The sequence below is a fragment of the Clostridium sp. TJA032 genome (assembly GCF_058310275.1).
This window is the reverse complement of record NZ_JBZEFB010000001.1, coordinates 587,167-613,145: the sequence shown is the minus strand read 5'-3', so window position 1 is coordinate 613,145 and position 25,979 is coordinate 587,167. Positions and strand designations below refer to the sequence as shown.

Sequence of the window (25,979 nt, the reverse complement as noted above, 5' to 3'; positions counted from 1 at the left end):
TTAGTAAGAAAGACTTTATATTAGTTTTCTAATATAAAGTCTTTCTTTTATTTTTTTGAAAAGATTTTGTGGCAGTATATTCCTATTTTTTGAGAGATGTATCCTAGAATATTTCCACAAAGAAGAGCAGGTATTACAGCTTGCCAATCTCCATTTAATCCAAAGGTTGAGAAACAGCCACAAAATGCTCCAGATATAAATTCTAGCTTTTTAAGTTTCGCTTGAATTACCATCATAAAAGAGAAGAAGGCTGTTAAAAAGTAAGACCAGTATTCATTTGGAAATATAGAAGAACCTTTTATAATAAGAAGAGCATATATAATTCCTGTAGCATTTGAGAATAGTGATTTAAAAAGTCCTTTACTCATTCCCCCTGAGGAATAATAACTAGTCCATCCTACAAAACCAGTCCAACTTACCATATTAAAGGTTGAGGCCATCCATGCCCAAACTCCAGAAAGTACACCAACGCTAATAGCTACATATGAAAGTAAATCCATAAAAATCCTCCTTAATTTTAATCTTTTGTGTTTTTAAAGTTTTATCTAAGTTTAAAGATATTTATTTTTACTTTAAACTTAAGTTTTATTTATTTTTCTTTTAGACTTTTATTAATATATTTAAGCCTAGACTTTATTTAAGTCTATTTTAATAAGAAAGTTAATAAAATATGTCGTACTTTAATATTTTATCCAAAAGTAAACCTTTAATCAACTTTATTATGTGTTAAAATATAAAGGTATAAAGAAATTTTAAAAAGGTTTTTATATAAATATTTAAGGAGAAGTTTATTAGTTTTATTAACTTTAGCTTTCTCCTAAAGGAGAAATTATGGAAAGTTTATGGGAGAAAAAATGGGTAGAAGATATTGAGTATTTAAGAGAGGAACTTAAAAAAAGGCATAAGAATTTATTTGCCTATACTAGTGAGGAAAGTTTTGATGAGAAGGTAGAGAGTTTAAAATCTATTGTTAATAGCTTAGATTATGAGGAGATGAAGGTTGAAATTTCTAGAATTGTTGCTTCTATAAAGGATGCTCATACATCTCTTGTATTTCCAGCTAAAAGATTTATTCCCTTAAAATTTTATTATTTTAAGGAAGGAGTTTATATTATAAATGCTTGTAAAGGATATGAGCATATGCTTTTTCAGAAAGTTTTAGCCCTTGGGGATATGGAAATTAAAGAGGTTTTATGTGAACTTTCAAAGATTATATCCTTTGAAAATGAGTATTTTTTTAAGGCTCAAAGTATGAAGTATATGCAAATAGCAGAGGTTTTATATGGACTTTTAGTAAGTGATACTATGGATAAAATAGATATAACTTTAGAAAGTGGGGAGTATAGCTTAGAAACTTGTTCCTTTGATAAATTAAATTATGTAAATCACAATCTTCCTTTGTATGCTAAAAAAGATTATTGCAATCTTTGGTTTAAGCTTTTAAATAAGGGGCAGTTATATATAAAATATAATAGTTGTAGAGAAAAGGGAGAGGAAAGCATAGAAAATAAAATTAAAAAAATTATAGATAAAATTGAAAAAGAGAAAATAGAGAAGGTAATTATAGATTTTAGGAATAATTTAGGAGGAGATTCAACTTTATTTACTCCTTTAATAGATTATTTAAAAGAGAATAAAAGGATAAATAAAAAAGGAAACTTAAAACTTATAATAGGTAGAGAAACCTTTTCTTCGGCACTTATAAATGCTTATGATTTGAAAAATAATACAGAGGTTAAAATAATTGGGGAGCCAACAGGAGGAAAGCCTAATTCTTATGGAGAAGTTTTAAGGTTTACCCTTCCTAATAGCAAGTTTTTAATATCTTATTCAACAAAATTTTTTAGACTTATTGAAGAGGATTCTGTTATTGCTCTTTATCCAGAGGAATATGTTTATGAAGAATTAAGTAATTATAAAAATCCTTGTGAAAAGCTTCCTTGTTTAGAGTAAATTAATATTAGTTTTTTAAATTTAAAAGCAAATAAAAAAATTAAACCACCCTTTAAAATTTAGAAAAAGGGTGGTTTTTTTTATAAAAAATTCCTAAGAAGGAATAAAATCTGTATTTTTTTGTTCGAAACGTATTCATACCCTTTAAATTATAATAAGGACTACTTCTTCTTTGATTTTAAATGTTAATAAGTCTTTACAGAATTTTAAAAGAAATTTATAATTGAAATGTTTATAATTGTGTCGAAAAAATGTACAAATTAATATTTTTTTAAAAGTTTTTTTAAAGGTTTTCTTTAAAAGCTTTTTAAAATTTATTAAAAAATCAATCTACTAAAGGTGTATTTATTTAACCATATGCACAAAATAAGGGTGCTTAAATTTATGGTTATAAAAAAGGAGGAAAAAATGAAATATATTATTGGAGTTGTAGGATTAATAGTTATTTTAGCCCTTGCCTGGATTGGAAGTAGCGACAAGAAAAATATAAAATATAAGCCCGTTGTTTTAATGCTTATTTTACAATTTATATTAGGCTTTCTACTTTTAAATACTGAGGTTGGTAACTACTTAGTAGGAAGTATTGCAAATGGCTTCCAAGTTCTTTTAGAGTGTGCAGGAGATGGAGTAAACTTTGTATTTGGTGGATTAGTTAATAATGATCAATTTTCATTCTTTATTAGTGTTCTTTTACCAATAATCTTTATTTCTGCCTTAATCGGTATTTTACAATACTTAAAAATACTTCCTTTTGTAATTAAGTACATAGGCTTAGTTTTAAGTAAGATAAATGGTATGGGTAAGTTAGAGTCTTATAATGCTGTAGCTTCAGCAATCTTAGGGCAATCTGAAGTTTTTATTTCTGTAAAGAAAGAACTTGGATTACTGCCAAAGCATAGATTATATACTCTATGTGCCTCTGCAATGTCTACAGTATCTATGTCTATAGTAGGTTCTTATATGGTTTTATTAGAGCCTAGATATGTTGTAACTGCTATTGTTCTTAACTTATTTGGAGGCTTTATAATAGCTTCTGTTATAAATCCATATACAGTATCAGAGAAAGATGATATTTTAATTGTGGAGGAGGAAAAGAAGCAAAGCTTTTTTGAGGTTCTTGGAGAATATATTTTAGATGGATTTAAGGTAGCTGTTATAGTAGCTGCTATGTTAGTTGGTTTTGTTGCAATTATTGCCGTAATAAATATGATATTTACAGCGATTTTTGGAATGAGCTTTCAAGAGATTTTAGGATATGTATTTTCTCCTTTTGCTATTTTAATGGGTGTGCCTGTAAATGAATCTATACAAGCTGCTAGTGTAATGGCAACAAAACTTGTATCTAATGAATTTGTAGCTATGAATTTATTATCAAGTGGAAATTTACAATTATCTCAAAGAACTATAGGAATTGTTTCTGTGTTTTTAATTTCCTTTGCAAACTTCTCTTCAATTGGAATTATTTCAGGAGCTGTAAAGGGGCTTAATCAAAAGCAGGGAAATGTAGTTGCAAGATTTGGTCTTAAATTATTATATGGAGCAACTTTAGTAAGTATGTTAACAGCTACTATAGTAGGACTTATAATATAATTTAAGATAAAAAAATAAGGTAGTTATTTGCTACCTTATTTTTTATTCCTTTTTTCTAGCCTTTATTTTAAAAGTGCTATATTGAGAAGGAATATAGTATTTATTAAATAGAATAGGATAAGCATCTTCCTTAGTGTAAAGACTTTCTAAAATTAAATCACATTGATTTCCCCCAACTAATTTATATTTTGGGTTAAGGGAGTTTCCTGCTGAGGAGTGTTTTATTTCTAAAAAGGAGCTTTCTGAAAGTTCATAGGACTTATTTTCAAGAAAGTCTAAAAGTTCTTCTTCTTTATGAAGGTCTAAATTAAATTCCTCTGCTCTTTCTAAATCCATAAAGGTAAAGGCATAGGCTAAAACTTTATCTCCTTTTTTATAATAACGCTCACAGGCAACTACAGCCTTGGAATCCTTTTCTAAAACTTCTTTAGTATAATCACTAGGAAGTTCTAATCTAAATTCTAAATCTATATCCTCAATTTTTTCTGTATGACATTTATATATAGGATTTCCTATTAACTCTAAAAAGTCTTTTTTTAAAGATTTTTCAGGAGTTGTTATGAAATTTCCCTTTCCCCTTATATTTTTTACTAGGCCATCATCTTGAAGAAGGGCTAAAGCCTGTCTTAAGGTCATACGGCTAACTCCAAAGCTTTTTGCAAGGTCTGGCTCTGAAGGAAGTTTTGAATTTAGGGCATATTCACCCTCTATGATTTTTTTGTAGAGTTTATCATAAACTTCTCTATAGAGTAATTTTTTTGAATCTTTAGTATCTTTTATAGTGAATTTCATCTTAACACCTAACTTATTTTAATTTTATATTATATACATTCTTTAACAAAAATAGTATATCATAAATTTTTCTTTATTTAAATTAAGTAGATTTTATTTTGTTAAAGTATATAAAAATAGAAGAAAATTTAGGAAAAAATATATATTTTTTATTTTTATTAAACATATCTTTTTTAAAGTAGACAAGTTTCTTAGACAAGTTACTAGGTTTTGTATGAGATGCTTTTCTTGATTTTAGTTAAAAACTCTATTAAATAGCTTATTTTCCCATAAAATGAAGGAAAATAAAGATTTATAAAAAGTGTTGAAATTGAAATAAAGATATGATAGTATTAACTTGTCTAAAAAATAGACTAAAAATAGACAAGTTAAATAAATGTGCTAAAGCCTTGATTTTAGTATATTTTGTAAACGATATTTAGGGAGGATGGATTAAAAATATTAGACAAGTTAGTGAAGATTATTAGTAAATTAAATTAAAACAAAGGAAAAGAGAGGGTTTTAAAATGGATATTTCACTTAATGCCTTAGAAAAGGTAGAAGAAGTAAAAGTTAAAAAGGCAGTACCTGCTGTATTAGCTTTAATGATTTTTGCTTTAGTTATTGACAACTCATTTAAAATTATTTCGTCGGACTTAGCTAAAGCTTTTAATATTTCAGCTACAGAAGTTAGTTGGCAAGTTACTTTAGCTGGTTTAGTAATTGGAATTGGAGCTGTTGTTTATGCTTCTTTATCAGATACTATAAGCGTTAGAACACTTTTAGTTTTAGGTATTATATTAATATGTGTAGGTTCTTTATTAGGATTTATTTTTCAGAACTCATTTTTAATTATTGTTATATCAAGAATAATTCAATCTGCAGGTCTAGGAAGTGCAGAAACTTTATATGTAATATTTATAGCTAAATATTTTAAAGAAAGTGAACATAAGAAATACTTAGGTTTTAGTACAAGTAGTTATGCAATATCTCAAGTAATTGGAGCAATTGCAGGAGGATATATCTCAACATATTTAAGATGGCAAGTACTATTTTTAATTCCTTTATTAACTCTACTTATATTACCTTTTATCTTAAAGTATATCCCTAAAGAAGAAATTAAAAAGAGTAATGTAGATTATGTAGGCTTTATTTTAGTAGGTGCAGTGGCTGCAACTTTAATGGTTTTTGTATCAGGCTTTAACTGGTTTGTTTTAATAGGATTTTTAGTTGCACTTTCCTTATTTTTAATATACATAAGCAAAAATGAAAATGCTTTTATAAGCATTAAGTTTTTCACAAATAGAAACTTTATATCAGTATTACTTGTAGCCTTTGTTATATATAGCGTACAACTTGCATTTATATTTATGTTCCCATTCCTTGTGGATACTTTATATGGATATAAGTTAGACCAAATATCTTTACTTTTAGTACCTTCTTATGTTATTGCAGCTACAGTTGGTGCTTTATCAGGAAAGGTTTCTAAAAAAATAGGAAGTAAACAATGTATTCAAGGGGCTATTTTAGGAATAATAATAAGTCTTTTAATTGGGGCTTTCTTTGTTAAAAGTAATATTTTTGTACTTATCCTTGTTATGGTATTATTCTCAAGTTCTTTTGCCTTAATGTATGCACCTATGATTGACACTTTAACAAGAACTATACCAAAGGAAAAGACAGGAACTGCTATAGGTTTTTATAACTTCTGTTTAAACATAGCAACTTCTATAGGAATAGCTTATGTTGCAATACTTATGGAAACTAAGCTTTTAGAAAATAACATAACAGGATTATTTAAGGAAAATCTAGTAGTTCATTACAGCAATGTATTAATAGTTTTAGCTATTATTTCTTTAGTAGCACTTTTACTATATTTCTTCTTAGTCGGAAGAAAAGAGAAAAATTAAGAATATAGGTTTTTCTAAATAAAAAAGATTTTTTAAAAATATAAATAACTATAACTTAAAAATACTAAACACACACACTTTACAAATAACATATAGAACCTAGAAAATTACCTTTAAAGAGGGTATTTTCTAGGTTTTTCTTTTTTTAGAAAAAATAAATATTGTTAAACTGTTAAAATTGTGAATATAATTTAAAAAGAACCTATTATTTATGAATTTTCTTACAAAAGTGATAATGATTATTAGAAAATATGATATTATATTTTTAAAGCTTTAAAGCGAATTTTAATTTTATTATAAAAAATATAAAAAAATTTAGATGAAAAGATTAAACTAATAAATTTTTTGTAGAAATTTAGCATAATTAAATTTAAAGGTTTTTTCTTAGTGCACTTTTAGATAAGCCAAATATAAAACTAATAGGAGGAAGAAAAATGAATAAGAAAAAAATAGCAGCTATGCTTTTAGCAACAATGTTTATTAACGTTTCCTCTACAACTATGAATGTTTTTGCAGAGGATATAAATAAAGAGGCTTCTAAAATAGAGTCAAATAAAGATGAGGTTGAAAATTCTAAAGCAACTGTAAGTAAGTTTGACTTAGAAAATAGCAAAAGTCTAAAGGAATATGATAATCAGTTTAAGGTAAAGAGAGATGAAATAATCTCAATTACTAATAACGGAGGAGTATATGGAAATTCTACTATTGATAAAGCAATAGATGGAAAATTAGATACTCATTGGGAAACAGGAAAGCATAATGATGCAAATTTTAAAAATGAGGTTGTTGTAACTTTTAAAGAACCTGTAGAATTAGATAGAATTGTTTATTCAGCAAGAAGAGACGGAACAAGAGGAAAGGGGTTTGCAAAGAAATTTAAGGTTTACGCATCTTTAGAGGATTCTGGTGATAATTTCAATTTAGTTACTAGCGGAGAGTATAATGGCTCTATAAATGATATGATTGAAATTAAATTTAACCCAACAAAATTTAAAAGATTAAAATTCGTTTTTGACGAGGCGGAAAGAGATTGGGCTTCAGCTTCAGAATTTTCTTTCTATAAGGAAGATAAAGTAAGAGATAATATGAAGGGGCTTTTCACAGATGGAAAAATGAATAAGGTTTCAGAGGCTTATCAAACTGAGGAAAGTATTGATGCCTTAGAGAAGGAAGCAGAAAACCATCCTTTACATGCTCAATGTGTAGAAGAATGTGAAAATGCAAAGGCTTTATTAAATTCACAGGAAATAGAAGCTACAAAAACTACTATGACTAAGTTTGCACCTTATTATTCAATGGAAAGAGGTGCTTATGACCAAGCCTTTAAAATGGACAATAGCAATATTGAAAGTATAACAAGTACTGGTGGAAAATTAAATGGAAGTGTAGGAACTGAAAATATAATAGATGATAATTTAAATACTTACTGGGAAACTGGAAAGCATACTTCAGATTCCTTTAAAAATGAACTTATCTTCACTTTAAAAGAACCTACTGTTTTAAATAGAATAGCTTATAGGTCAGCTTGGAATACTGTAGGTTTTGCAGAAAACTTTGAGGTTTGGGCTTCTGATACAAGTAAAGGAGATACCTTTAAGTTAGTGGCAGAAGGAACAGGTAAGAAAACTGCAGATGTTGAAGAAATTAGATTTAACCCTACTAAATTTAAGAGAATTAAGTTTGTATTTAAAAACAATGGAACAGCTACTGCTTCAGAAATGATGTTCTATAAGGAAGACCCTGTTTTAGATGATATGAACTCAATTTATGCAGATAACACTTACACTAAACTTTCAGATAAGTTTAATAATGAAGAGGGAATGAAAAAGCTAGAAGAAGAAGCTAAAAAACACCCATTATATACAGATTATAAAGATAGCATAAATGATGCTAAGGCTATTTTAAGCCAAGAGGATGTAAAAGCTGTAGCAACTAATGGTATAAGCATAAATTACAATAAAAATGATGAGTATAATAAGCTATATAGAGTGCCTTATGACAATATAAAATCTATTAAAAATAATGGTGGACATTATGCAGATAAAAAGATTGAGGCTGCAATAGATAATAATTTAGATACTTACTGGGAAACAGGTAATTTAAATACAAATTCCTTTAAAAACACTGTAGAGGTTGAATTTAAGGAACCTGTAGTTTTAGATAGAATCTTATATGGTGCAAGACAAAGCGATTTAAAAGGTTTTGGGGAAGATGTTTCTATATATGCATCTAGAACTAGCAAGGGAGACACTTATAATTTAGTAGCAAATGCAACTTCTCAAGATGTTTCAGGTTTAGTTGAAGTTAAATTTAACCCAACTGAGTTTAAGAGAGTTAAAATTGTATTTAATAAATCTTCTCAAAACTCTGCATCTATAAATGAATTAATGTTCTATAAGCCAGATGAGGTTTATTCCTACATACCAAAATTATTTACAGATGGTACTATGAGTGAAGTTAGTGAAGAATTTAATAGTCTTGATAAAATAAATGCTTTAAGAGAGGCTGCAAGTAAGAATCCTTTATATGAAACTTTTAAACCTAATATAGATTTAGCAGAATCTATACTTTCATCTCCAAGAAAGGAAGAAGTATTTACTTTAGAGAGAAGAGGAAATTCTGTAGAGGAAGCTGTAAAGAGAAAGGTTTGGCGTTTCCAAGACTGGCAAATAACAGGTTATAGTGCAAGACCTGGAGATAAAATAAAGGTTTATGTAGATGTTAAACCAGGTGAGCCTACACCAACTTTATTATATAAACAAGCTCTTACTCAACATGGTGGTTCTGTAAACTTTAAATTAAAACCAGGATATAATGAAATAGTTATACCAACTGTAGATTATGATTCAAATGGAATACCTAAAAATGTAATACAAGGTGGAGAATTATACTTTACAAACTATGAAAGTGACAGACAAACAGAAGCTCCAAAGGTTAGAATAGAAGGTGCTTCAAAATACCCTGTATTTATATTAGGAAAATCTGATGACCAAGAGGTTATGAAAGAATTAGAAGCTTATGTAGAGAAAATTAAGAAAGAGCCTGATACAACACCTAATATCTTTGCAGTAAGTGGAGATAAATCTCTTGAATTTACTGAGGCTACTTACGCTTTAGATTGGTATAAGAAAACAGGAAAAACTCCAAAATATACTGCTGAAGCTTGGGATGCTTATGTTAAAGAAGCAATGAATTATTGGGGATTTGATAATTCAAATGAGGTAAACTCAGACTTTAACTTTAGAATAATGCCAATGGTTAAGAACTTAAGCGGAAATGCCTTTATGAATGCTGCAAATGGTGTTTTAGGTATAAGACCTGGAAACCAAGATTGCATATTAAATGCAGATAAAGGATGGGGAGTTGCCCATGAGCTTGGACACAACTTTGATACTAATGGAAGAACTATTCCAGAGGTTACAAATAATATGATGTCTTTACATTTCCAACAAGAAAATGATGGAAAAACAAAGATGACTTATGAAGATGTATGGGGTAAGAGAATCTATCCTAAAGTAGGTTTAGATGATTACTCAAACAATAAGCTAGGTGGCGGTACTGATTTAACTCAAATAGCACCATTATGGCAATTAACAATTTATGATGATACTTTCTATGGAAAATTTGAAAGAGAATTTAGAAATAAAGACTTTGGAAACCATAGCAGAGAAGATATTTATAAATCTTGGGTTGTTGCAGCTTCTGATGCTATGCAATTAGATCTTACAGAGTTCTTTGCTAGACATGGTATCTTTGTAGATGAAAAAGTAAAAGAAGAAATAGGTAAAAAGTATAAAAAACCAGATAAGAAGATTTACTTCATAAATGAAACTGCTTATAAGTATAAAGGTGATGGATTTACTGATAAGGCAAAGGTTGATATAAAAACTGCTAATGAAGATGGAAAAGTTAAGTTTATATTTGATGTAAATGATGAAGATAAAAATAATATCTTAGGTTATGAAATACGTAAAGATGGTAAGTATGTAGGTTTTGCATATAAGAATACCTTTGTAGATGGAAACTCAACAGTAGATGGAAATGGAGTTTATGAAATCACTCCTTATGACAAGAAGTTAAATACTTTAGACACAATAACTGTAGAATCTACAAAACCTCGTTTAGTTGTAAATCCTGTAATTACCCTACAATTAGGTGAAGAATTTAAACCTGAAAATTATGTAAATGCCTTTGATATTAAGGGTAATTCTTTAAAAGACAAGGTTAAGGTTAAAGCAAATAATGTTGATACATCTAACCTTGGAGAATATGAAGTAACTTATGAAATATTAAGTAATAATAATAAGCCATACACAGAAACTTCTAAGGTTAGGGTAGTTAGTGAAAAAGATTATTTAAGTGATTTAAAAGCTGAAAAAGCAGAAGTAGGATACGGAACAGTTAAAAAGGATAAGAGTATTAGTGGAAATACAATAGCTCTTTTAAATGGCTTAGACTATGTAAAATATGATAAAGGTTTAGGACTTCATGCACCAGCTGAGTATGTTTATAACTTAGAAGGAAAGAATTACGAGTACTTTGAAGCTTATGTAGGTGTAGATGAAGCTATGGGATCTAGAGATAACCCATCTGTTGTATTTAAGGTATTTGTAGATGGAGAAGAAAAATTCAATAGTGGAGTTATGGGAAGCAAAACTAGTCAAAAGTACGTTAATGTAGATGTTAAAGGTGCTAAGGAATTAAAACTAGTAGTTACAGATGGTGGTAATGGAAATGGTTCAGACCATGCAGACTTTGCAGATGCTAAGTTAGTAACTTCTAATGCTATACCAAAATTAAATATTCCAAAATCTGTTTCAACAACTGTAGGAAAACCTATAGATGTTAAGGGTGAATTTAGTGCTATTGATGTAGAAGATGGAGATTTAACAGATAAGGTTCAAGTTGAAGGGGATGTCAACTTTGATAAGCCAGGTGAATATAAAATAACTTATACTGTAGAAGATAAGGATGGAAATAAGGTTTCTAAAGATAGAACTATAGCTGTTGTTGATATGAATGACTTTAAATATTTAACAGATTATGACTATAAGAAAGAAACTCACACTTATGCAGGTCCTAAGAAGGATAAATCTATAGATTCACATACTATAAGCTTAACAAACGAAAAAGGACAAGCTGTAAATTATGAGAGAGGTTTAGGAGCTCACTCAACTTCTACAATAGTTTATGATTTAAGTGATAAAAACTTTGACTACTTTAGCTCATATGTAGGAGTAGACAGAGAAATGTATGGAAGCATAGGTTCTGTAAGCTTTGAAGTTTATGTAGATGGAGAAAAGAAATTTGATAGTGGATTAATGAACTCAAAAGACCCAGCTAAGTATGTCTTAGTAGATATTAATGGAGCTAAGGAATTAAAATTAGTAGTTACAGATGGAGGAAATGGAGATGGTTCAGACCATGGAAGTTTTGGAGATTGTAAGTTATACTATGCAAATGAAAATGGAAAAGCTATAGATAAGGCTCCTTTAAATGACTTAGTTGAAAAGGTAGAAAAATTAAATCCAAGCATCTATGAAGAAGAAAGCTTTAATAACTTACAAAATACTTTAAAAGAAGTTCAAGAAAGCTTAAAGGATGGATATAACCAAGAGGAAGTAGACAACCTTTATAAAAAGTTAAATACTTCTTATGAAGCTTTAGTTAAGAAAACTGACTTTACAAAACTTCAAAGTCTTGTAGAGGAAGGAAGTAAGTTACAAAAGTTAAATTACGAACAAAATAGCTTTAAAGCTTATGAAGAGGTTCTTGCAAAGGCTAAGAAAACTTTAGAAAATAAAGAAGCAACTCAAAAAGAAATAGACTCTATGACTGAGGAATTAGAAACTGCTAAGAAGAATTTAGTTCTTAAAGAAAACAGAGTAGAACTTGAAAAAACTATAGAAAAAGCTAAAAAAATTGAGAATAAAGGCTATATTCAAATAAGATGGGAAAACTTTGTTTGGGCTATAGATTACGCAAGTGATATATACAATAATCCAAATTCTACAGATGAAGAAATACGTTCAGCTGTATTTACCCTAACTTATATGCAAGGTGAATTAAAATAATATTTTTAGCTTAAATTTAAGAAGGAGTACTAAAGTGCTCCTTCTTTTTTATTTAAAACTTATTTGTATATTAATTTTATTTTTCTTAAAAGTTAAATCCTTTAAGCTTTAAAAAGAGAGAAAAGGTATTTAAGAGGTAATAGTCTTATAAATTTTAAGGGATAAAAATAGAATTTATTTATAGCTTAAAGTAAAAATAATTTCAAAGAATCTAAAAATAAGCCATATTAAAATAAATGTAATATATTTACAAAGGTTTTTATATGTAGTAATATGTTGAAGAATAAAATTAAAAAGAAAAATATGGAAAAGGGAATAAGGTTAATGAACAAAAAGAAAGAGGATTTTTTGAAATTAATTTTTAAAATTACCCTTCTTCTTCTCTCTGTAGCTTTTTTAAGTGCAATTCCTAGAAATAATATAATGCTTAAGGAAAGTAAGAAAATAGTAAACAAGGATTATGAACTTTGTAAGGATTTTGAAAACTCCTTTAAAGGAGTGGATAAAAGAGAGGGAATAAAAGAGGAAATGATAAAACATGATATTTTAAAAACCAAAGAGATATACTCCTATATACTTTTGCAAATTGTTGTAGCTATTATGGCCTTTGGATTTTTAAGTTATAGAAAAAAGGGGTAAAGCTATAGAAGTTTTATTAGAATATTTTATAGGGAAAAGACTTTAAATTTAGAAAAAAACTTGCTTAAAGCTCTTAAAAAATCATAAATATTTTTATTTAAAAGGGTATGTTAAATAGATTTTAATAAAAAGAAAATAATTTATTAATAAAATCTTTTTAGAAGGATTATTGACAAAAAGTGATTATAATCCTTCTTTTTTTAAATTTCTTTAAATTATAATAAAAAAAAACAATTTTTTTTAAAAATATTCATAAAAGCTTATGTAAAACATAAAAAAAACCTATTATTCTTTAATATTTTTTTAAAAAATACAGTTAAAGATTGTTAAATTTTAATAATCTAAAGTTTTGAGAATAATAAATGTAAAAATTTTGTATATGTGAAAGAATTATCATGGCTTTTTTTCTCATAAAGTGGTATCATTATAACATGATAAAAATATTTTAATGGTAAAATAACCCATTGAAATAATGGAAAACTAAATAGGGAATAAATAAGCACTAGAAGCAAAATATTAAGCTTACTAAAGTAATATTTTGCTTAAGGTATAAGCATTTCTTCTTTATAATTTTATGAAGACATAATAATTTAAATTTATGCTAAGTTTTAGCATATTAAAGACAGTTACTTAAAAGAATATTTTATCTTTTAAGAATAAGTTTTTGTATATAATGTGTGCAACTATTATTGAAAGTAGACAAGACTCTCTATAAGGTGAGATATAATATTTGTGCATTTTATAGAAAATATAGCAAATTTAAATATATCAATTAAGTTTTCTTAAATTAAGTCTTCTTATTTTGGTATAAATAAATGAAAGGAGAGATTAGGTCTATGAAAAAGAAATTACCTAAGGAAGCTTATGGCGGTGTAAATGGTAAAGATTACGTTCCTTATTTCACTGGAAAGTCCAAAAAAGGAGTAAATGTTCCAGTTTTAATTATAGGTATAGTCTTAGCTGTTATTTTTGCTGCTTCTACTGCTTATTCAGGTATGAAATCAGGTTTAACTGTTGCAGCAGGTATTCCTGGAGCTATTATAGGGTCAGTTTTTGTAGGTATTTTTGCTCGTAGTAAGGGTATTCTTGGGAAAAACATAACTCAAGGTATGGCAAGTGGAGGAGAATCTATTGCCAGTGGTATGATATTCGTTTTACCAGCTATCTTATTAATAGGAAGTAACTTTACATTCCTAGAAGGGGTAGCAGCTGGTGTTGGAGGAGTTCTATTTGGTATAGGAGGACTATCATTAGTTTACAACTACTTAATCATAGAGGAACATGGAAAACTTATGTATCCTGAATCTATGGCAATATCTGAAACTTTAGTTGCTTCTGAAGGAAGTGAAGAATCAATTAAGTTTATGGGTATTGGTTTTGTTATAAGTGGTATCATAAACGTTTTAACTGGATCATTTTTAAATGTAGTCAACAATACAGTAAACTATGTAGGTAGTAAATTCTATAAGTGGAAATTCTCAATAGAAGTAAACCCACTTTTACTAGGTATTGGATTTATAGTTGGTTTAGAAGTTGCTCTTACAATGTTTGCAGGTTCTATCTTAGCAAACTTTGGTATAGCACCTTTAATAGGTTACTTCAGTGATATGGCTGAAAAGAGCATGCATTCTTGGAATGATGCTTCAATCTTAATAAGCCAAATGGATGTAAATGCAATCTCAGGAAGCTATGTTAAGTATATAGGAGCTGGAATGATGCTTTGTGGTGGTATTATAGGAGCTGTAAAGCTTATACCAACTATAGTAGTTTCTATAAAAGAAACTTTAAAAGCAAGTTCTTCAGCTGATGGAAAAGGAGAAAAGAATAGCGGACCTATAATAATACTTTTAGCAGGTGCTGTTATAGTTTTCGTTGTTGGATTCTTTATTTCAAATAGTATTGCTATGGCTTTAGCAGGTGCAATAGTATCTATAATCTTATCTTTACTATTTGTAATAGTTGCAGGTCGTTTAACTGGTACTATAGGAACATCAAACCTTCCTGTATCAGGTATGACAATTGCTTCTTTAGTTATCTTAACTTTAGTATTCGTTGTTATGGGATGGACTGGAAAAGCTGATAATAAAGCACTTTTATTATTTGCTACATTCATGGTTGTTGCAATTTCAGTAGCAGGTGGATACAGCCAATCTCAAAAGGTAACTTACATCATAGGTGGAAGCAAGAAAGAAATGCAAAATTCTTTCATGATAGCAAGTATAATTGGTGTTGTTGTTGTTACAGGAACAGTTTTAGTATTAGCTAGCCAATTAACTCAAACAGGAGCGGATGCTCAATTTGCTTTACCACAAGCTAACTTAATGTCTACTTTAACTTCAGGTATAATGGAAGGTAACTTACCATGGCCAATGATAATAGTTGGAGTTGTTATGGCATTATTCTTATACTTAGTAGACCTACCAATAATGACTGTTGCTATAGGTTTCTACTTACCAATTTCAACAACTTCTATAATCTTAGTTGGTGCATTAATCCGTGTATTTGTAGAAAAAATCACTAAGAATGCACATGATAGAGAAGTTAGAGTTTCAAATGGTATAAGCTTATCTTCAGGATTAGTAGCTGGAGGTTCTATAATAGGATTAATAGGAATAATCCTACAAGTAACTGGTATCATAAAACCAGGTACACCAGCTGGATTCCTAGGTTCTAATGGAATGGCTATTATAGTCTTAGTTCTTTTAGTTCTTACAACAGTTGTACCTATTATGAGGTCTAAAGTAAAAAACAATAAGGTGAAAGAAAATGGATAATGAAGAGCTTTTAGATATGCACTTTAAAATTTCTGATAAAATTGAATATGAGGTTGATGAAAATGGTATAGTTACTATTTTAGAAAAACAAGACCATAAGATTCAAAGATTTTTCAGAAAGCTAAAATTTAAAATTCCAATGTATAAAAGAACTACTTTAGATGAATATGGTAGTTTGGTATTTTTAAATATTAATGGTGAAAATACTGTAAGAAAAATTGGGGAAATTTTAAAGGATAGATTTGGAGAAAAGGTAGAACCTCTTTATGAAAGATTGTTACTTTTCCTAAATCATATATATTTAAATTGCAAGTATATTGAAAAAGTAGAATAAATTCATTCTTTGGGTAACCTATAAGGGATAACACTCTTATAGGTTACTTTTTTATTTTATGTAAAATTAAAATAGCTTTTTAAGAAAATAAAAGGTAAGGCTTTAAGCTTCTTTATAAGATAAAAGCTTTTAAATTATTCTTGACCATATTAAAGTATGGAAATAAAATATATTTACATAAATAAGAGAATATAAATTTAAAAAGGAGTAGAAAATGAAGTATTATTTAGCACCTATGGAGGGAATTACAGGCTTTATATATAGAAACGCCTATGAAAAGTTTTTTGGAGGAATTGATAAGTATTTTGCTCCCTTTGTAGTTCCAAATAGCAGTAAAAGTTTAAAGACAAAGGAGCTTCGTGACCTTTTAAAAGAGAATAATGAAGGAATAAATTTAGTTCCTCAAATACTTACTAATGATTCCTTAGGCTTTATTGAAACTGCAAAAAAGCTACAAAGCTTAGGATATGAGGAAATTAATTTAAATTTAGGATGTCCTTCAGGAACAGTAGCTAAAAAGGGAAGAGGAGCTGGATTTTTAGGACATAAGGAGGAGTTAAATAGATTTTTAGAGGATATTTTTACTCTTAAGGACATAAAGATTTCTGTTAAAACTAGACTTGGAGTTTCAGAAGCATCTGAATTTTATTCCCTTCTACATATTTATAATCAATATCCTATGGAGGAGTTAATTATTCATCCTAGAACAAGAGAGGATTTTTATGGTAACACTCCAAATTTAGAGATTTTTAAGGAGGCACTTTCCTTAAGTAAAAATAATATTTGTTATAATGGAGATATTTTTACCTTAGAGGATTATAAAAACTTTTGTGAAAATTTTAAAGAGGTAGATAAAATAATGATAGGAAGAGGAATACTTTCAAATCCTGCCTTAATGAGAGAAATATTAAGGGGAGAATTTATGAGTAAGGAAGAACTTAAAGCCTTTCATTCAGAGATTTTTAATAAGTATAGGGAAGTTTTTAAGGATGATAAAAATGCCTTATTTAGAATGAAGGAGCTTTGGGGATATATGATACATATTTTCTCAGAGGGTAAAAAGTATGGAAAGGAAATAAGAAAGGCTAAAAATGTTATAGAGTATAATCAAGCTTTAACAAGACTTTTCTTAGAGGAGGATATTGTAAGAGGACAAGGAATTTTTAGCTTAGAAAAATAATAAGTTTTTAGTAAAGGGCTTTTTAGGGCATAGAAAACTATGCTTTAAGGAGCTTTTTTTATTTTAAGAAGCCTTATTAAAGCTTAAAGAAAAAAAGCTTTTTCTCTTTATGGTATAATTTATATAAGTACATAAATAGGATTTTAATTTAACTTTAATAAAAGAAATTTTAAATTTATAGTAGGAAAAATGGAGATAATTATGGAAAAAGATAAAAAAGTATTAAACCTTTCAGGTTATGAGGATTTTAAATGCCTTGCAGATAAGTGTGATTTTACCTGCTGTGAGGGATGGGATATTAATATAGATGAGGATACATATAAAAAGTGGAAAAAAGATTGCAAAGAGTTTTTAAAAGGAGCTAAGAAAAAGGAATTTAAGGGAGAAGAAGCTTATTTTATAAATAAGGAAACCTTTTCTAAGTGTCCCTTTTTAGATGAAAAGGGACTTTGTAATATTGTAAAAGAAAAGGGAGACCTTTATTTATCAAAAATATGTAGGACTTATCCAAGAATTGAAAACGTTCATGAGGATAAAGTAGAAAGGTCTCTTTCTTTATCCTGTAAGGCTGTTTTAGATATTTTAGATTCCTTATCTTCTGTTTCTTTTAAGGAAGAGGAGGAAGAAGAATTATTAAATTTAAAAATTAGAGATACCTTAGCTAGTATAGTAAAGGAAAGAGATTTTTCCTTAGAGGAAAGACTTTTAATTGCCTTTGATATGCTTTTAAGTATTTTAGAGGATGAAAGTTATGCTAGTTATGAAGCCTTGTTAGAGGAGCTTAAAAAATATTACGATAAGGACTATAAAAAGGAAGTTGCTTATGTTTATAAGGAGATAGAAATAAATAAGTTAGAAGCTTTAGAGGAAATTAATGCTTTATTTTTAGATATGGTGCAAAATTATTTAAAGGTTAATAACTTAAAGGAACTTTTAGAACCTATAGAAAGCTTTGCAGGGGAAATTAAGATAACTTATTTAAAGGAAAATTATGATGAGTTTAAAAAGGCCTTTGAGGAATTTACTCCTTTCTTAGAGAAGGCAATTTTATATAAAATATACTCAAATTGCATAAGTTGTGATATGGAAAATTTAACTCTTTCTTTTCAGCTTATAATCCTTCAATTTCTTATGGTTAGATATGCTTCCTTCTTAAAATATTCCATAAGTAATGAGAAAATTGAGAAAGAGGATGTTAAAAATTATATTATGCTTTTTTCAAGAATTATAGAAAATAATATAGAAGGTATTTTAGACTTTTTAGAGGAAGGCTTTGGAGGAAGCATTTTAGAAATGGGCTATATATGTTTTATAACTCTTTTTTAAGTTAATTTTATAAAAAAGAAAGTTTAACTCTTCAATGAAGAGAAAACTTTCTTTTTTTATTTTTCCTCTCTTAAAGAAATATATTTAAGAGAGAATTTATTTAATTCTCTTTTCATTCTTTTAACTTCTTTATAGGTTAAAAGTCTGTGGTATTGAGAGGCATAGGTTGCAGAACCATAAGGGTTTTCTCCTTTTTCCCCTCTTTTTAAGGATAGTATTACCTTTTCTATAGAAGGGCGTAAATTTTCACTATTTTTAAGTAAATATTTAAATTTATTTACATCCTGTATTCCTTCTTTTATCTTTTCTAATCTAGGAGTTGAATAAAAGCTTTTCCCTAAAGTATCTCTTTCTTTTGGATATATTAAAAAAGGGTCTCCACTTTCCCAGTATTTATATCTTATATCCTCTAGGGGAGAATTAACCCATCCATCTAGAGACCATCTAAGAAAGCCATCCATATTTTCATAAAGAGTATATAAAAGAGTGTAGACACTTTCTACAGGGTCACTTAAAGAAAAACTATTTGGATAATCTCCTGTGCAGGTATAAAGAGTTGTTAAAAGATTTAAACTTTTTCTTCTAGTAGAAAGTTCTCTTATTTTTTTACAGTCATGGTCTATATGAGATAAACCAATAGAGATATAATCTATTTTATCTAAAATAAAGCTTTCATCTTTTAAGTTATAGTTAATAGCAGCAGATACCTTAAACTTTTCTCCCTCTTTTCCTCTAACCTTATCTATTAAAGATAAAAGGGCTTCAATTTCTTCAATACTTCTTTCATCTATAGAGATATAGGTTAAATTAAAACACTCCTTATCCTTTAGATGTTTCATAAAATCCTTTAAAAAATCCTCAAAGATTTCATAAAAAAGAGGGCTATTAACTTCTAGTTTTAAAGAGTTAAGCTCTCCCTTATAATCCTTAAAATAAAGAATATTTCCCCAGGGAAGTAGGCTATAACATTTAATCTTTCCTATATTCTCCTTAGGTTTTAATACTCCAAGGGATAGGTTAAAGTCTATCCACTTATCAAAGAGAGTATAGTCAAAGGAGAATTTCCCAAATTCATCTCTATTCCATTTAATTAAGGAAATATCACTATCATAGGATTGATGATTCCAAGGTTCTTCTACTATAGTTGCCATAATAGAATCACCACCAAGATTTTTATATTCTATTAAAATATCCTTTAAATAGGAAAGGTGTTTTTCTTTGAAAAAGTCCTTTTCTGAAATACCATAATATCTAGCTATAGCAAAAGGATGTTGCCAAAATTCAATTAAGGTATCTCCTTCCTTAGAAGAAGGAAGGGTTAAATCTAAAACCTTAAGCTTTAAGGAAAGAGATAAAAGTTTTGTCTTTTCATATTCTATAAAAATAGAACCCTTATATAAAGAAGCTTTAGCATCCTCTGGAACCTTTATTTTTAAGAAAGCACTTTTAAAGTCCCTTTCCTTTAAGCATAAGCCATCATAATATTTATGAATAATATCTGGTACATATAAGGTTTTAGAAGGAGTATCTCCTCTTCCTAAGGAGGCCTTTGTTTCATAAAGATAAGACAATTTAATATTCTCTTTATCTATAAAGTTACCTTTAGAGTTTTCTAAGGAGTTTTTTAAAATTTTTATATTATCAACCTTAAAGTCCTTTGTATAGAGAATAATCTTAAAGGTAATTTCTTCTCCTTTCCACAAAGTAGCTTCAAATTCCTTTTCATTTAAGTTTTTTATATTTTCATAATCTTCTTTAAAATGGTGAAAGTCTGTAGAGGCAAAGGAAGCAAAAAGCTTATTTTCCTTCTCCATAAAATTTCTCCTCCTTACATAAAAATTTCTAATAAATACATTATAAGGGAGTTTTCTACTTATTAAAATATGAAAAATTCTAAAAAATATTAAAGAAAATAAAAAAGAGAAACCTAAAATTTTAGGTTTCTCAAATTTTATAAAATTTCTAAAACTTCTACATTGTAGCTTCCACCAGGGGCTTCTACAGAAACTATATCTCCTACCTTTTTTCCCATTAAGGCTTTTCCAAGGTCAGATTCTATGCTAATACACATATTCTCTAAATCAAGGTCCATAGTAGTAACTAAAGTAACTATATCCTCTTCATCCTCTTCTACAAATTTAATCTTAGCCTTACTGCTTAGCCCTAAAGTAGAATTATCTTCTTTCTTTTCATCAACTATAATAGCTGTAGAAATCATAGTTAAAAGATATTGTATTCTATTATCATTTTCTCTATAATTTCTACAAGCTTCTTTATACTCTGCATTTTCAGATCTATCTCCATGGGCTGCTGCCTCTAACTTTTCCTTTGCAATTTTTGCCCTTACAACAGACATTCTATAATCTAATTCTTCTCTTAACTTTTTAACATTTTCCTCTGTTAAATAATTATTCATAACAAAGCCTCCCAAAAACTTATTTAACTCTTTATTTTTTTATTATACATCATTTCAATAAATTTAAAAGGAGAGAAGATAAATTCTATATACAAATTTTATTCATAATTTATGTCGCACCTTTTTATTTAATGACTGCTTTATGCCAGAGTTATTTCCAAAGATTTCTTGATGCCTAAAGGCTTTAGCCATACTTGCCAAAGTTTTACTATTTTTTATATAGAGGAAAAAATAAAAAAAATAATTATTAGTATATTTTTTTTTATAAAATAATATAAAAAGTATGGAAAAGTAGTCATAAAAGCCTTTAAAGCTAGTTATATCAAGGTTTTAGCCTATGACTGCTTTGAAAAAACTCTGGCATATTTTTTCTAAACTCTGGCACAAAGAATTTTTATAAAGAATTTATAGCTATACTTAAACTTTTTTATTATTTAAATTTTGATGTTATAATATTATAATAAATATAAAAAAATACATTAGAGAATAAATTTAACATAATAAATGACTAATAAGTATTAATTTATTGTAATATAATTTTGAGTTAATAGTAAATTTTAAAAAATAATATACCTTTTAAAAGTTTATAATAAAAAAATTAGACAAGCTTATACTTACATTTATTATTTATAGGGTTTATAAAGGAGAAGGTTTATAATGAATTTTATGAAGGATTTGCCAAAATCTTTTAAGGTAGAAAGTGCATATCTTGAGCAAATGCTTGATATGAAAAACTTTTCTGCTAGTTATAAAATGTTATGGCTATATGCTATTTATAAGGAGATTATTAAGGGGAAAAGTGAAGCTAGTGTAAAGAGGTTAGTTTCTAGAATGGTTGGTACAGTTTGGTATCCAATTATGTATTATAAGCTTAATTTAGGGGTACAGGATAAACTAAGTGATATAGTTTTTTATTTGCATGATGAATTAAATGTATCAAGAGAAGAAAATGAAGATTATATATCTGATTTTATTTTTAATAGTGAGGATAAAGAATTAAATAAAAAGGTAAATAATATAAGTCTATATGTTCAATATAGGCTTATTCGTCCACTTTATAATGAAAAAATAAGTATGAGAGAAAACATTTTATGTAGAAAACTTAAAGATAGTGAAATGCATTCTTATATTGTAGAGTTGTCAAATTCTGATAAAAAACCTTTTTATAGAATTGATAAAGAGAATAAAATAATAATATTTGGTTCTGATTGGGCTAATTATATTAAAGAAAATCAAGCAATTATTGAAGGGTGGATAAACTATAAATTTATATGTTATTTGCAGATAAAAAATCCTAATGTACCTGCAATACCTTTTAAAATATATCCACCTTTAAAACGTAACTTAGCACAGGCAAAAAAATATTGGAATTTAGTTAGTGAAGAATTGAAGATTACTGATATATATACAAGAAAGTTATTAGAAAAAAGTAACTTTGATATTTATGGTGATGTAAGTATTGACCATTTTATACCTTGGAGTTTTGTTTTGCATGATGAACTTTGGAATTTAATACCTACTTTTAAAAACATAAATAGTTCAAAGGGAAATAATCTTCCAAACCTAGAGAGATATTATGATGATTTTTGTGATTTGCAATATAAAGCCTTTAAAGTAGCAAGAAAAAGTAAGAAAATACCTTCTAAGTATTTAGAGGATTATTTTAATGTAAATAAAAATCTTTATTCTTTAGATTTAAGCGAGGGAAAATCTAAGGAAATTTTTGTAGATTCCTTAAAAAATACTATAACGCCTCTTTATCAAATTGCTTTTAATCAAGGATATGGTACTTGGAATTGTAATTTAATTAATAGTAAGGAAATCTTAAAAGAACAAAATCTTAAAAATAAAGATATTATAAATGAAAATATTATTAAAAATTTTTAATAATATTTTCATTTAAAAAAATAATTAAATAAAAACTATGAATTTTATAAAGCTTAAATAAAAGGAGGAGAGTATAATGAAAGCTAATAGAATGTGGCTATTTTCAGACGTACTTGAAAAAAATAAAAGAGTATTTAAAGTTCCAGTATATCAAAGAAATTATGATTGGACTAATATACAATGTGAAAAATTATTTTCAGATATTATAAGAGCAAATGATGAGAATTCTCAACATTTTACAGGAACTCTTGTATATATAGATGATATTCAAGGAGGAAGTGGCTTAAATGAAGTTCTTATTATAGATGGTCAACAAAGAATTACCACTATGTATATTCTTTTAAAAGCATTATATGATTCAGCTAAAGGAATTTCTGTTCGTATTGAAAGTGAAGTTGAAGAAGTAATGTTTAATAGACATTGTGATGAAAAATACAAAGTTAAATTAAAACCTGTTAAATCAGATAATGAACAGTTACTATATCTTATTAAAGATAATATTGATAAGATGGATAGAAATTCAAATGTATATAAAAATTATATTACTTTTAAAAATCTTATAAATAAGGCATTAGAAAAAGAAACAGAATTAAATGATATTTTAAATGGAATAAAAAAGTTAGAGGTTGTTGAAATAATTTTAGATAAAAATCAAGGGGATAAGCCTCAGAAAATTTTTGAGTCTATAAATTCTACAGGGCTTGAATTAAGCTTAGCAGATTTAATTAGAAATTATTTATTAATGGATGATTCTAAGCAGGATGAACTTTATGAAAATTACTGGTTAGATATAGAAAAAAATGTAGGATATAAGAATTTAGGGGATTTTGTAATAAATTTTTTAAATTCTCAAATATCAAAATCAGTTAAGTCTAATAATGCATATAGTTTATTTAAAAGTCATTTTGAAGAAAATAATTTCACCCATGAAGATATACTTATTTCTTTAAAGCGTATGTCTAAATATTATGCAGCTTTTATAGGTGAACATATATTTTATAATAATAAAATTACAAATTATTTAATTACTTTTAATAGTATAAAACAAACAACAGTTTTACCATTTATTTTTAGAATTTTTAATGATTATGAAAATAATAAAATAGATGAAGATACCTTATGTAAGGTTCTTGATTATTTACTTACATATTCAATTAGAATTATAGTATGTGATAGGGGAAGAAATTTATCTAAATTCTTTAAAACTATTTACGATAAAATATTTAACAATAATGATTATGATAATTATTATAATAAATTTGTTGCCTTTTTAAATGATTTAAGAACTAATGAACGTATGCCAAATGATGAAAATTTTAGAGAAGCTTTAATTTATAAACCTCTTTACAAAAAGCCCTTGTGTAAATTTATTCTAGCAGATATTGAAAATTCAACAAATGAAAGAATTGATATTAGTAATCTTACTATTGAGCATATTTTACCACAAAAAGAAAATGCAGCTGTTTGGAAAAAAGAAGTTGGTAAAAATTATAGTAGTGTTTATGAAGTTTATCTACATACTTTAGGTAATTTAACTATTACTGGATATAATAAAGAATTAGGAACTAAGTCATTTGCAGATAAAAAAGATATAATAAGAGAAAAGTCAAGAGCAATTATTTTAAACAAGGATGTATTATCTGCTAATACTTGGAATGAAGATACTATTTTAAATCGTGCAAAAAATCTTGCAAATATTTTAATTAATAAATTCAAATATATAGACATACATTATAACAAAAATGAAGATAAAAGTTTACATTACAGAGTTTGTGATGAATTAGATTTTTCACATAAAAAACCAAGTTGTTTTTATTTCGAAGGAGAATCTATAAAGGTTAATAGTTGGACAGATTTATTGAATAAATTTATTAATATTTCCTATGATTTATATTCAGAATTATTTAAAGAATTAGCTAAAAAAAATTATTCTATAAATAATGCAAGTAGGATTTACATTACAAATGATTATAGAAACCTTACAAGAAAAAAAGAAATAGAAGCAACTGGTATATACTATGAAACTAATTTATCTGCTAATAATATTATAAATTTTATTAAAAATTTATTGGAGAAAATGGAATTAGATTTTGATGATTTTACTTTTGATTTAAATGATTAAAGCTTTGATATAAACAATGAAAATAATTGTAGTGAAGAATTTATAAAACCATCAGAATTATTTTTTAATTTAATTGAAAGTCTAATTGAAAAGAATAAAATTTCTTCACAAGAGGTGAGATATTTAAAAACACAACAATATACAAATTTTTTATTTAAAGATATAAATTATCCATCAGAGTTTTCAGAATTAGATAGAGATGCTATTATAAAGTGGTATAAAGAACATTTTGAGTAAAAATTTAATTTTAGTTTTTATAATACTATAACTTAGAGAATGATTTTATAAAAAATATACATTTATTATTAATTTTGTGTTTTATTTTTAAATAGTTAAATTCTTATAGCATAAATTAAAAGGCTAAAAATTAAAAAGAGAAAGAATAATAAAAAAGTAAATTTTTAATATTATTATGTATTATAGTATTAAATTAAAATATTTGTTAAAAACAGGTTTATATAGTAAGATTTCAATATAAATTATTTTTATAGGGGATTATAAAGTTTTAAAAGCTATTCCCTTTAAAATTTTATAGTAAAAAATAAATTTATAATTGATTAGGTGTTAAAATGGGAATAAAAGAAATGCAAGGAACACCAGCTTATCTTGAATACATAGGACCTAAAGGACGGAAGCATAGAAAAAAATGTATTTATAATGAGGGTGGAATTTGTAAATGTGGTAAAAGTAATTGTTATATACTAAAGTGTGTAGGAAGAATGTATTGCAAATATTATGATGATAATTGTGATAATTCTTCAAAAAGTGATTTAACCTTTGCAGAGCAGATTAAATTACTGTCAAAGCTTTCCTGTGAAAGTGAAGCACAAGGATATAACAATGGAAAAAACAAAAGAAAAAATAATATTAAGAGAAATAAACTCTAACCTTTGCTGTCTTAATAAAACCTTTTGAACTTTTAAGTTTGAAGGGTTTTTTTTATTATATAAATTTATTTTAACAACAAATTTAATTAAGTTTATTGATATAAAAAATTTAACAT

General features: G+C 27.1%; 16 protein-coding genes. 12 read left to right on the top strand and 4 right to left on the bottom strand.

Going from position 1 to position 25,979, the window contains the following annotated elements; all coding sequences use genetic code 11:
- Positions 1 to 47: 47 nt before the first annotated feature.
- Positions 48 to 500: a DUF1097 domain-containing protein gene (locus tag AC4FRL_RS02735; protein WP_491138558.1), complete on the bottom strand. Its 453-nt coding sequence runs from the start codon at positions 498 to 500 to the stop codon at positions 48 to 50.
- Between the two features lie 331 nt (positions 501 to 831).
- On the opposite strand from AC4FRL_RS02735, the gene AC4FRL_RS02730 reads away from it, so the two are divergent.
- Positions 832 to 1,953, top strand: coding sequence for a S41 family peptidase (locus AC4FRL_RS02730; protein ID WP_491138557.1), 1,122 nt, complete (start codon positions 832 to 834; stop codon positions 1,951 to 1,953).
- Between the two features lie 408 nt (positions 1,954 to 2,361).
- Positions 2,362 to 3,543: a NupC/NupG family nucleoside CNT transporter gene (locus AC4FRL_RS02725; RefSeq protein WP_491138555.1), complete on the top strand. Its 1,182-nt coding sequence runs from the start codon at positions 2,362 to 2,364 to the stop codon at positions 3,541 to 3,543.
- Between the two features lie 42 nt (positions 3,544 to 3,585).
- Here AC4FRL_RS02725 and AC4FRL_RS02720 read toward each other — a convergent pair whose 3' ends face one another.
- Entirely contained in the window at positions 3,586 to 4,335 is a 750-nt protein-coding gene (locus tag AC4FRL_RS02720) for a GntR family transcriptional regulator (protein ID WP_491138554.1), read from the bottom strand.
- 506 nt (positions 4,336 to 4,841) lie between these two features.
- On the opposite strand from AC4FRL_RS02720, the gene AC4FRL_RS02715 reads away from it, so the two are divergent.
- The 7 genes from AC4FRL_RS02715 (at position 4,842) to fliB (ending at position 18,551) form a co-directional block, all read left to right on the top strand.
- On the top strand, positions 4,842 to 6,224 hold the full coding sequence (locus tag AC4FRL_RS02715; protein ID WP_491138552.1) for an MFS transporter: 1,383 nt from the start codon (positions 4,842 to 4,844) through the stop codon (positions 6,222 to 6,224).
- A gap of 434 nt (positions 6,225 to 6,658) precedes the next feature.
- A complete protein-coding gene (locus AC4FRL_RS02710) occupies positions 6,659 to 12,298 on the top strand; it encodes an NPCBM/NEW2 domain-containing protein (RefSeq protein ID WP_491138551.1) in 5,640 nt (1,879 codons plus the stop codon).
- A gap of 324 nt (positions 12,299 to 12,622) precedes the next feature.
- Positions 12,623 to 12,937: a hypothetical protein gene (locus tag AC4FRL_RS02705; protein ID WP_491138549.1), complete on the top strand. Its 315-nt coding sequence runs from the start codon at positions 12,623 to 12,625 to the stop codon at positions 12,935 to 12,937.
- 836 nt (positions 12,938 to 13,773) lie between these two features.
- On the top strand, positions 13,774 to 15,711 hold the full coding sequence (locus AC4FRL_RS02700; protein WP_491138548.1) for an OPT family oligopeptide transporter: 1,938 nt from the start codon (positions 13,774 to 13,776) through the stop codon (positions 15,709 to 15,711).
- On the top strand, positions 15,704 to 16,045 hold the full coding sequence (locus AC4FRL_RS02695) for a PqqD family peptide modification chaperone (protein ID WP_491138547.1): 342 nt from the start codon (positions 15,704 to 15,706) through the stop codon (positions 16,043 to 16,045). The genes AC4FRL_RS02700 and AC4FRL_RS02695 overlap by 8 nt, the downstream gene beginning before the upstream one ends.
- A 214-nt stretch (positions 16,046 to 16,259) precedes the next feature.
- Positions 16,260 to 17,225, top strand: a complete 966-nt coding sequence (locus AC4FRL_RS02690; RefSeq protein ID WP_491138546.1) for a tRNA dihydrouridine synthase — start codon at positions 16,260 to 16,262, stop codon at positions 17,223 to 17,225.
- 201 nt (positions 17,226 to 17,426) lie between these two features.
- Positions 17,427 to 18,551, top strand: a complete 1,125-nt coding sequence (gene fliB / locus AC4FRL_RS02685) for a flagellin lysine-N-methylase (RefSeq protein WP_491138544.1) — start codon at positions 17,427 to 17,429, stop codon at positions 18,549 to 18,551.
- A gap of 56 nt (positions 18,552 to 18,607) precedes the next feature.
- Here fliB and AC4FRL_RS02680 read toward each other — a convergent pair whose 3' ends face one another.
- Both AC4FRL_RS02680 and AC4FRL_RS02675 read right to left on the bottom strand, forming a co-directional pair.
- Positions 18,608 to 20,365: a DUF4091 domain-containing protein gene (locus AC4FRL_RS02680; RefSeq protein ID WP_491138543.1), complete on the bottom strand. Its 1,758-nt coding sequence runs from the start codon at positions 20,363 to 20,365 to the stop codon at positions 18,608 to 18,610.
- Positions 20,366 to 20,502: 137 nt separating this feature from the next.
- On the bottom strand, positions 20,503 to 20,967 hold the full coding sequence (locus tag AC4FRL_RS02675) for a GreA/GreB family elongation factor (protein ID WP_491138542.1): 465 nt from the start codon (positions 20,965 to 20,967) through the stop codon (positions 20,503 to 20,505).
- Between the two features lie 657 nt (positions 20,968 to 21,624).
- On the opposite strand from AC4FRL_RS02675, the gene AC4FRL_RS02670 reads away from it, so the two are divergent.
- From AC4FRL_RS02670 to AC4FRL_RS02660, 3 genes are all read left to right on the top strand, one after another.
- The gene (locus tag AC4FRL_RS02670) at positions 21,625 to 22,854 is read left to right on the top strand and encodes an HNH endonuclease domain-containing protein (RefSeq protein WP_491138540.1); all 1,230 of its coding nucleotides are present in this window, start codon (positions 21,625 to 21,627) and stop codon (positions 22,852 to 22,854) included.
- Positions 22,855 to 22,930: 76 nt separating this feature from the next.
- Positions 22,931 to 24,976, top strand: coding sequence for a DUF262 domain-containing protein (locus AC4FRL_RS02665; RefSeq protein WP_491138539.1), 2,046 nt, complete (start codon positions 22,931 to 22,933; stop codon positions 24,974 to 24,976).
- 569 nt (positions 24,977 to 25,545) lie between these two features.
- Positions 25,546 to 25,863 carry a hypothetical protein gene (locus AC4FRL_RS02660; protein ID WP_491138538.1) on the top strand — a complete coding sequence of 106 codons (318 nt, stop codon included), beginning with the start codon at positions 25,546 to 25,548 and terminating at the stop codon, positions 25,861 to 25,863.
- Positions 25,864 to 25,979 lie beyond the last annotated feature (116 nt).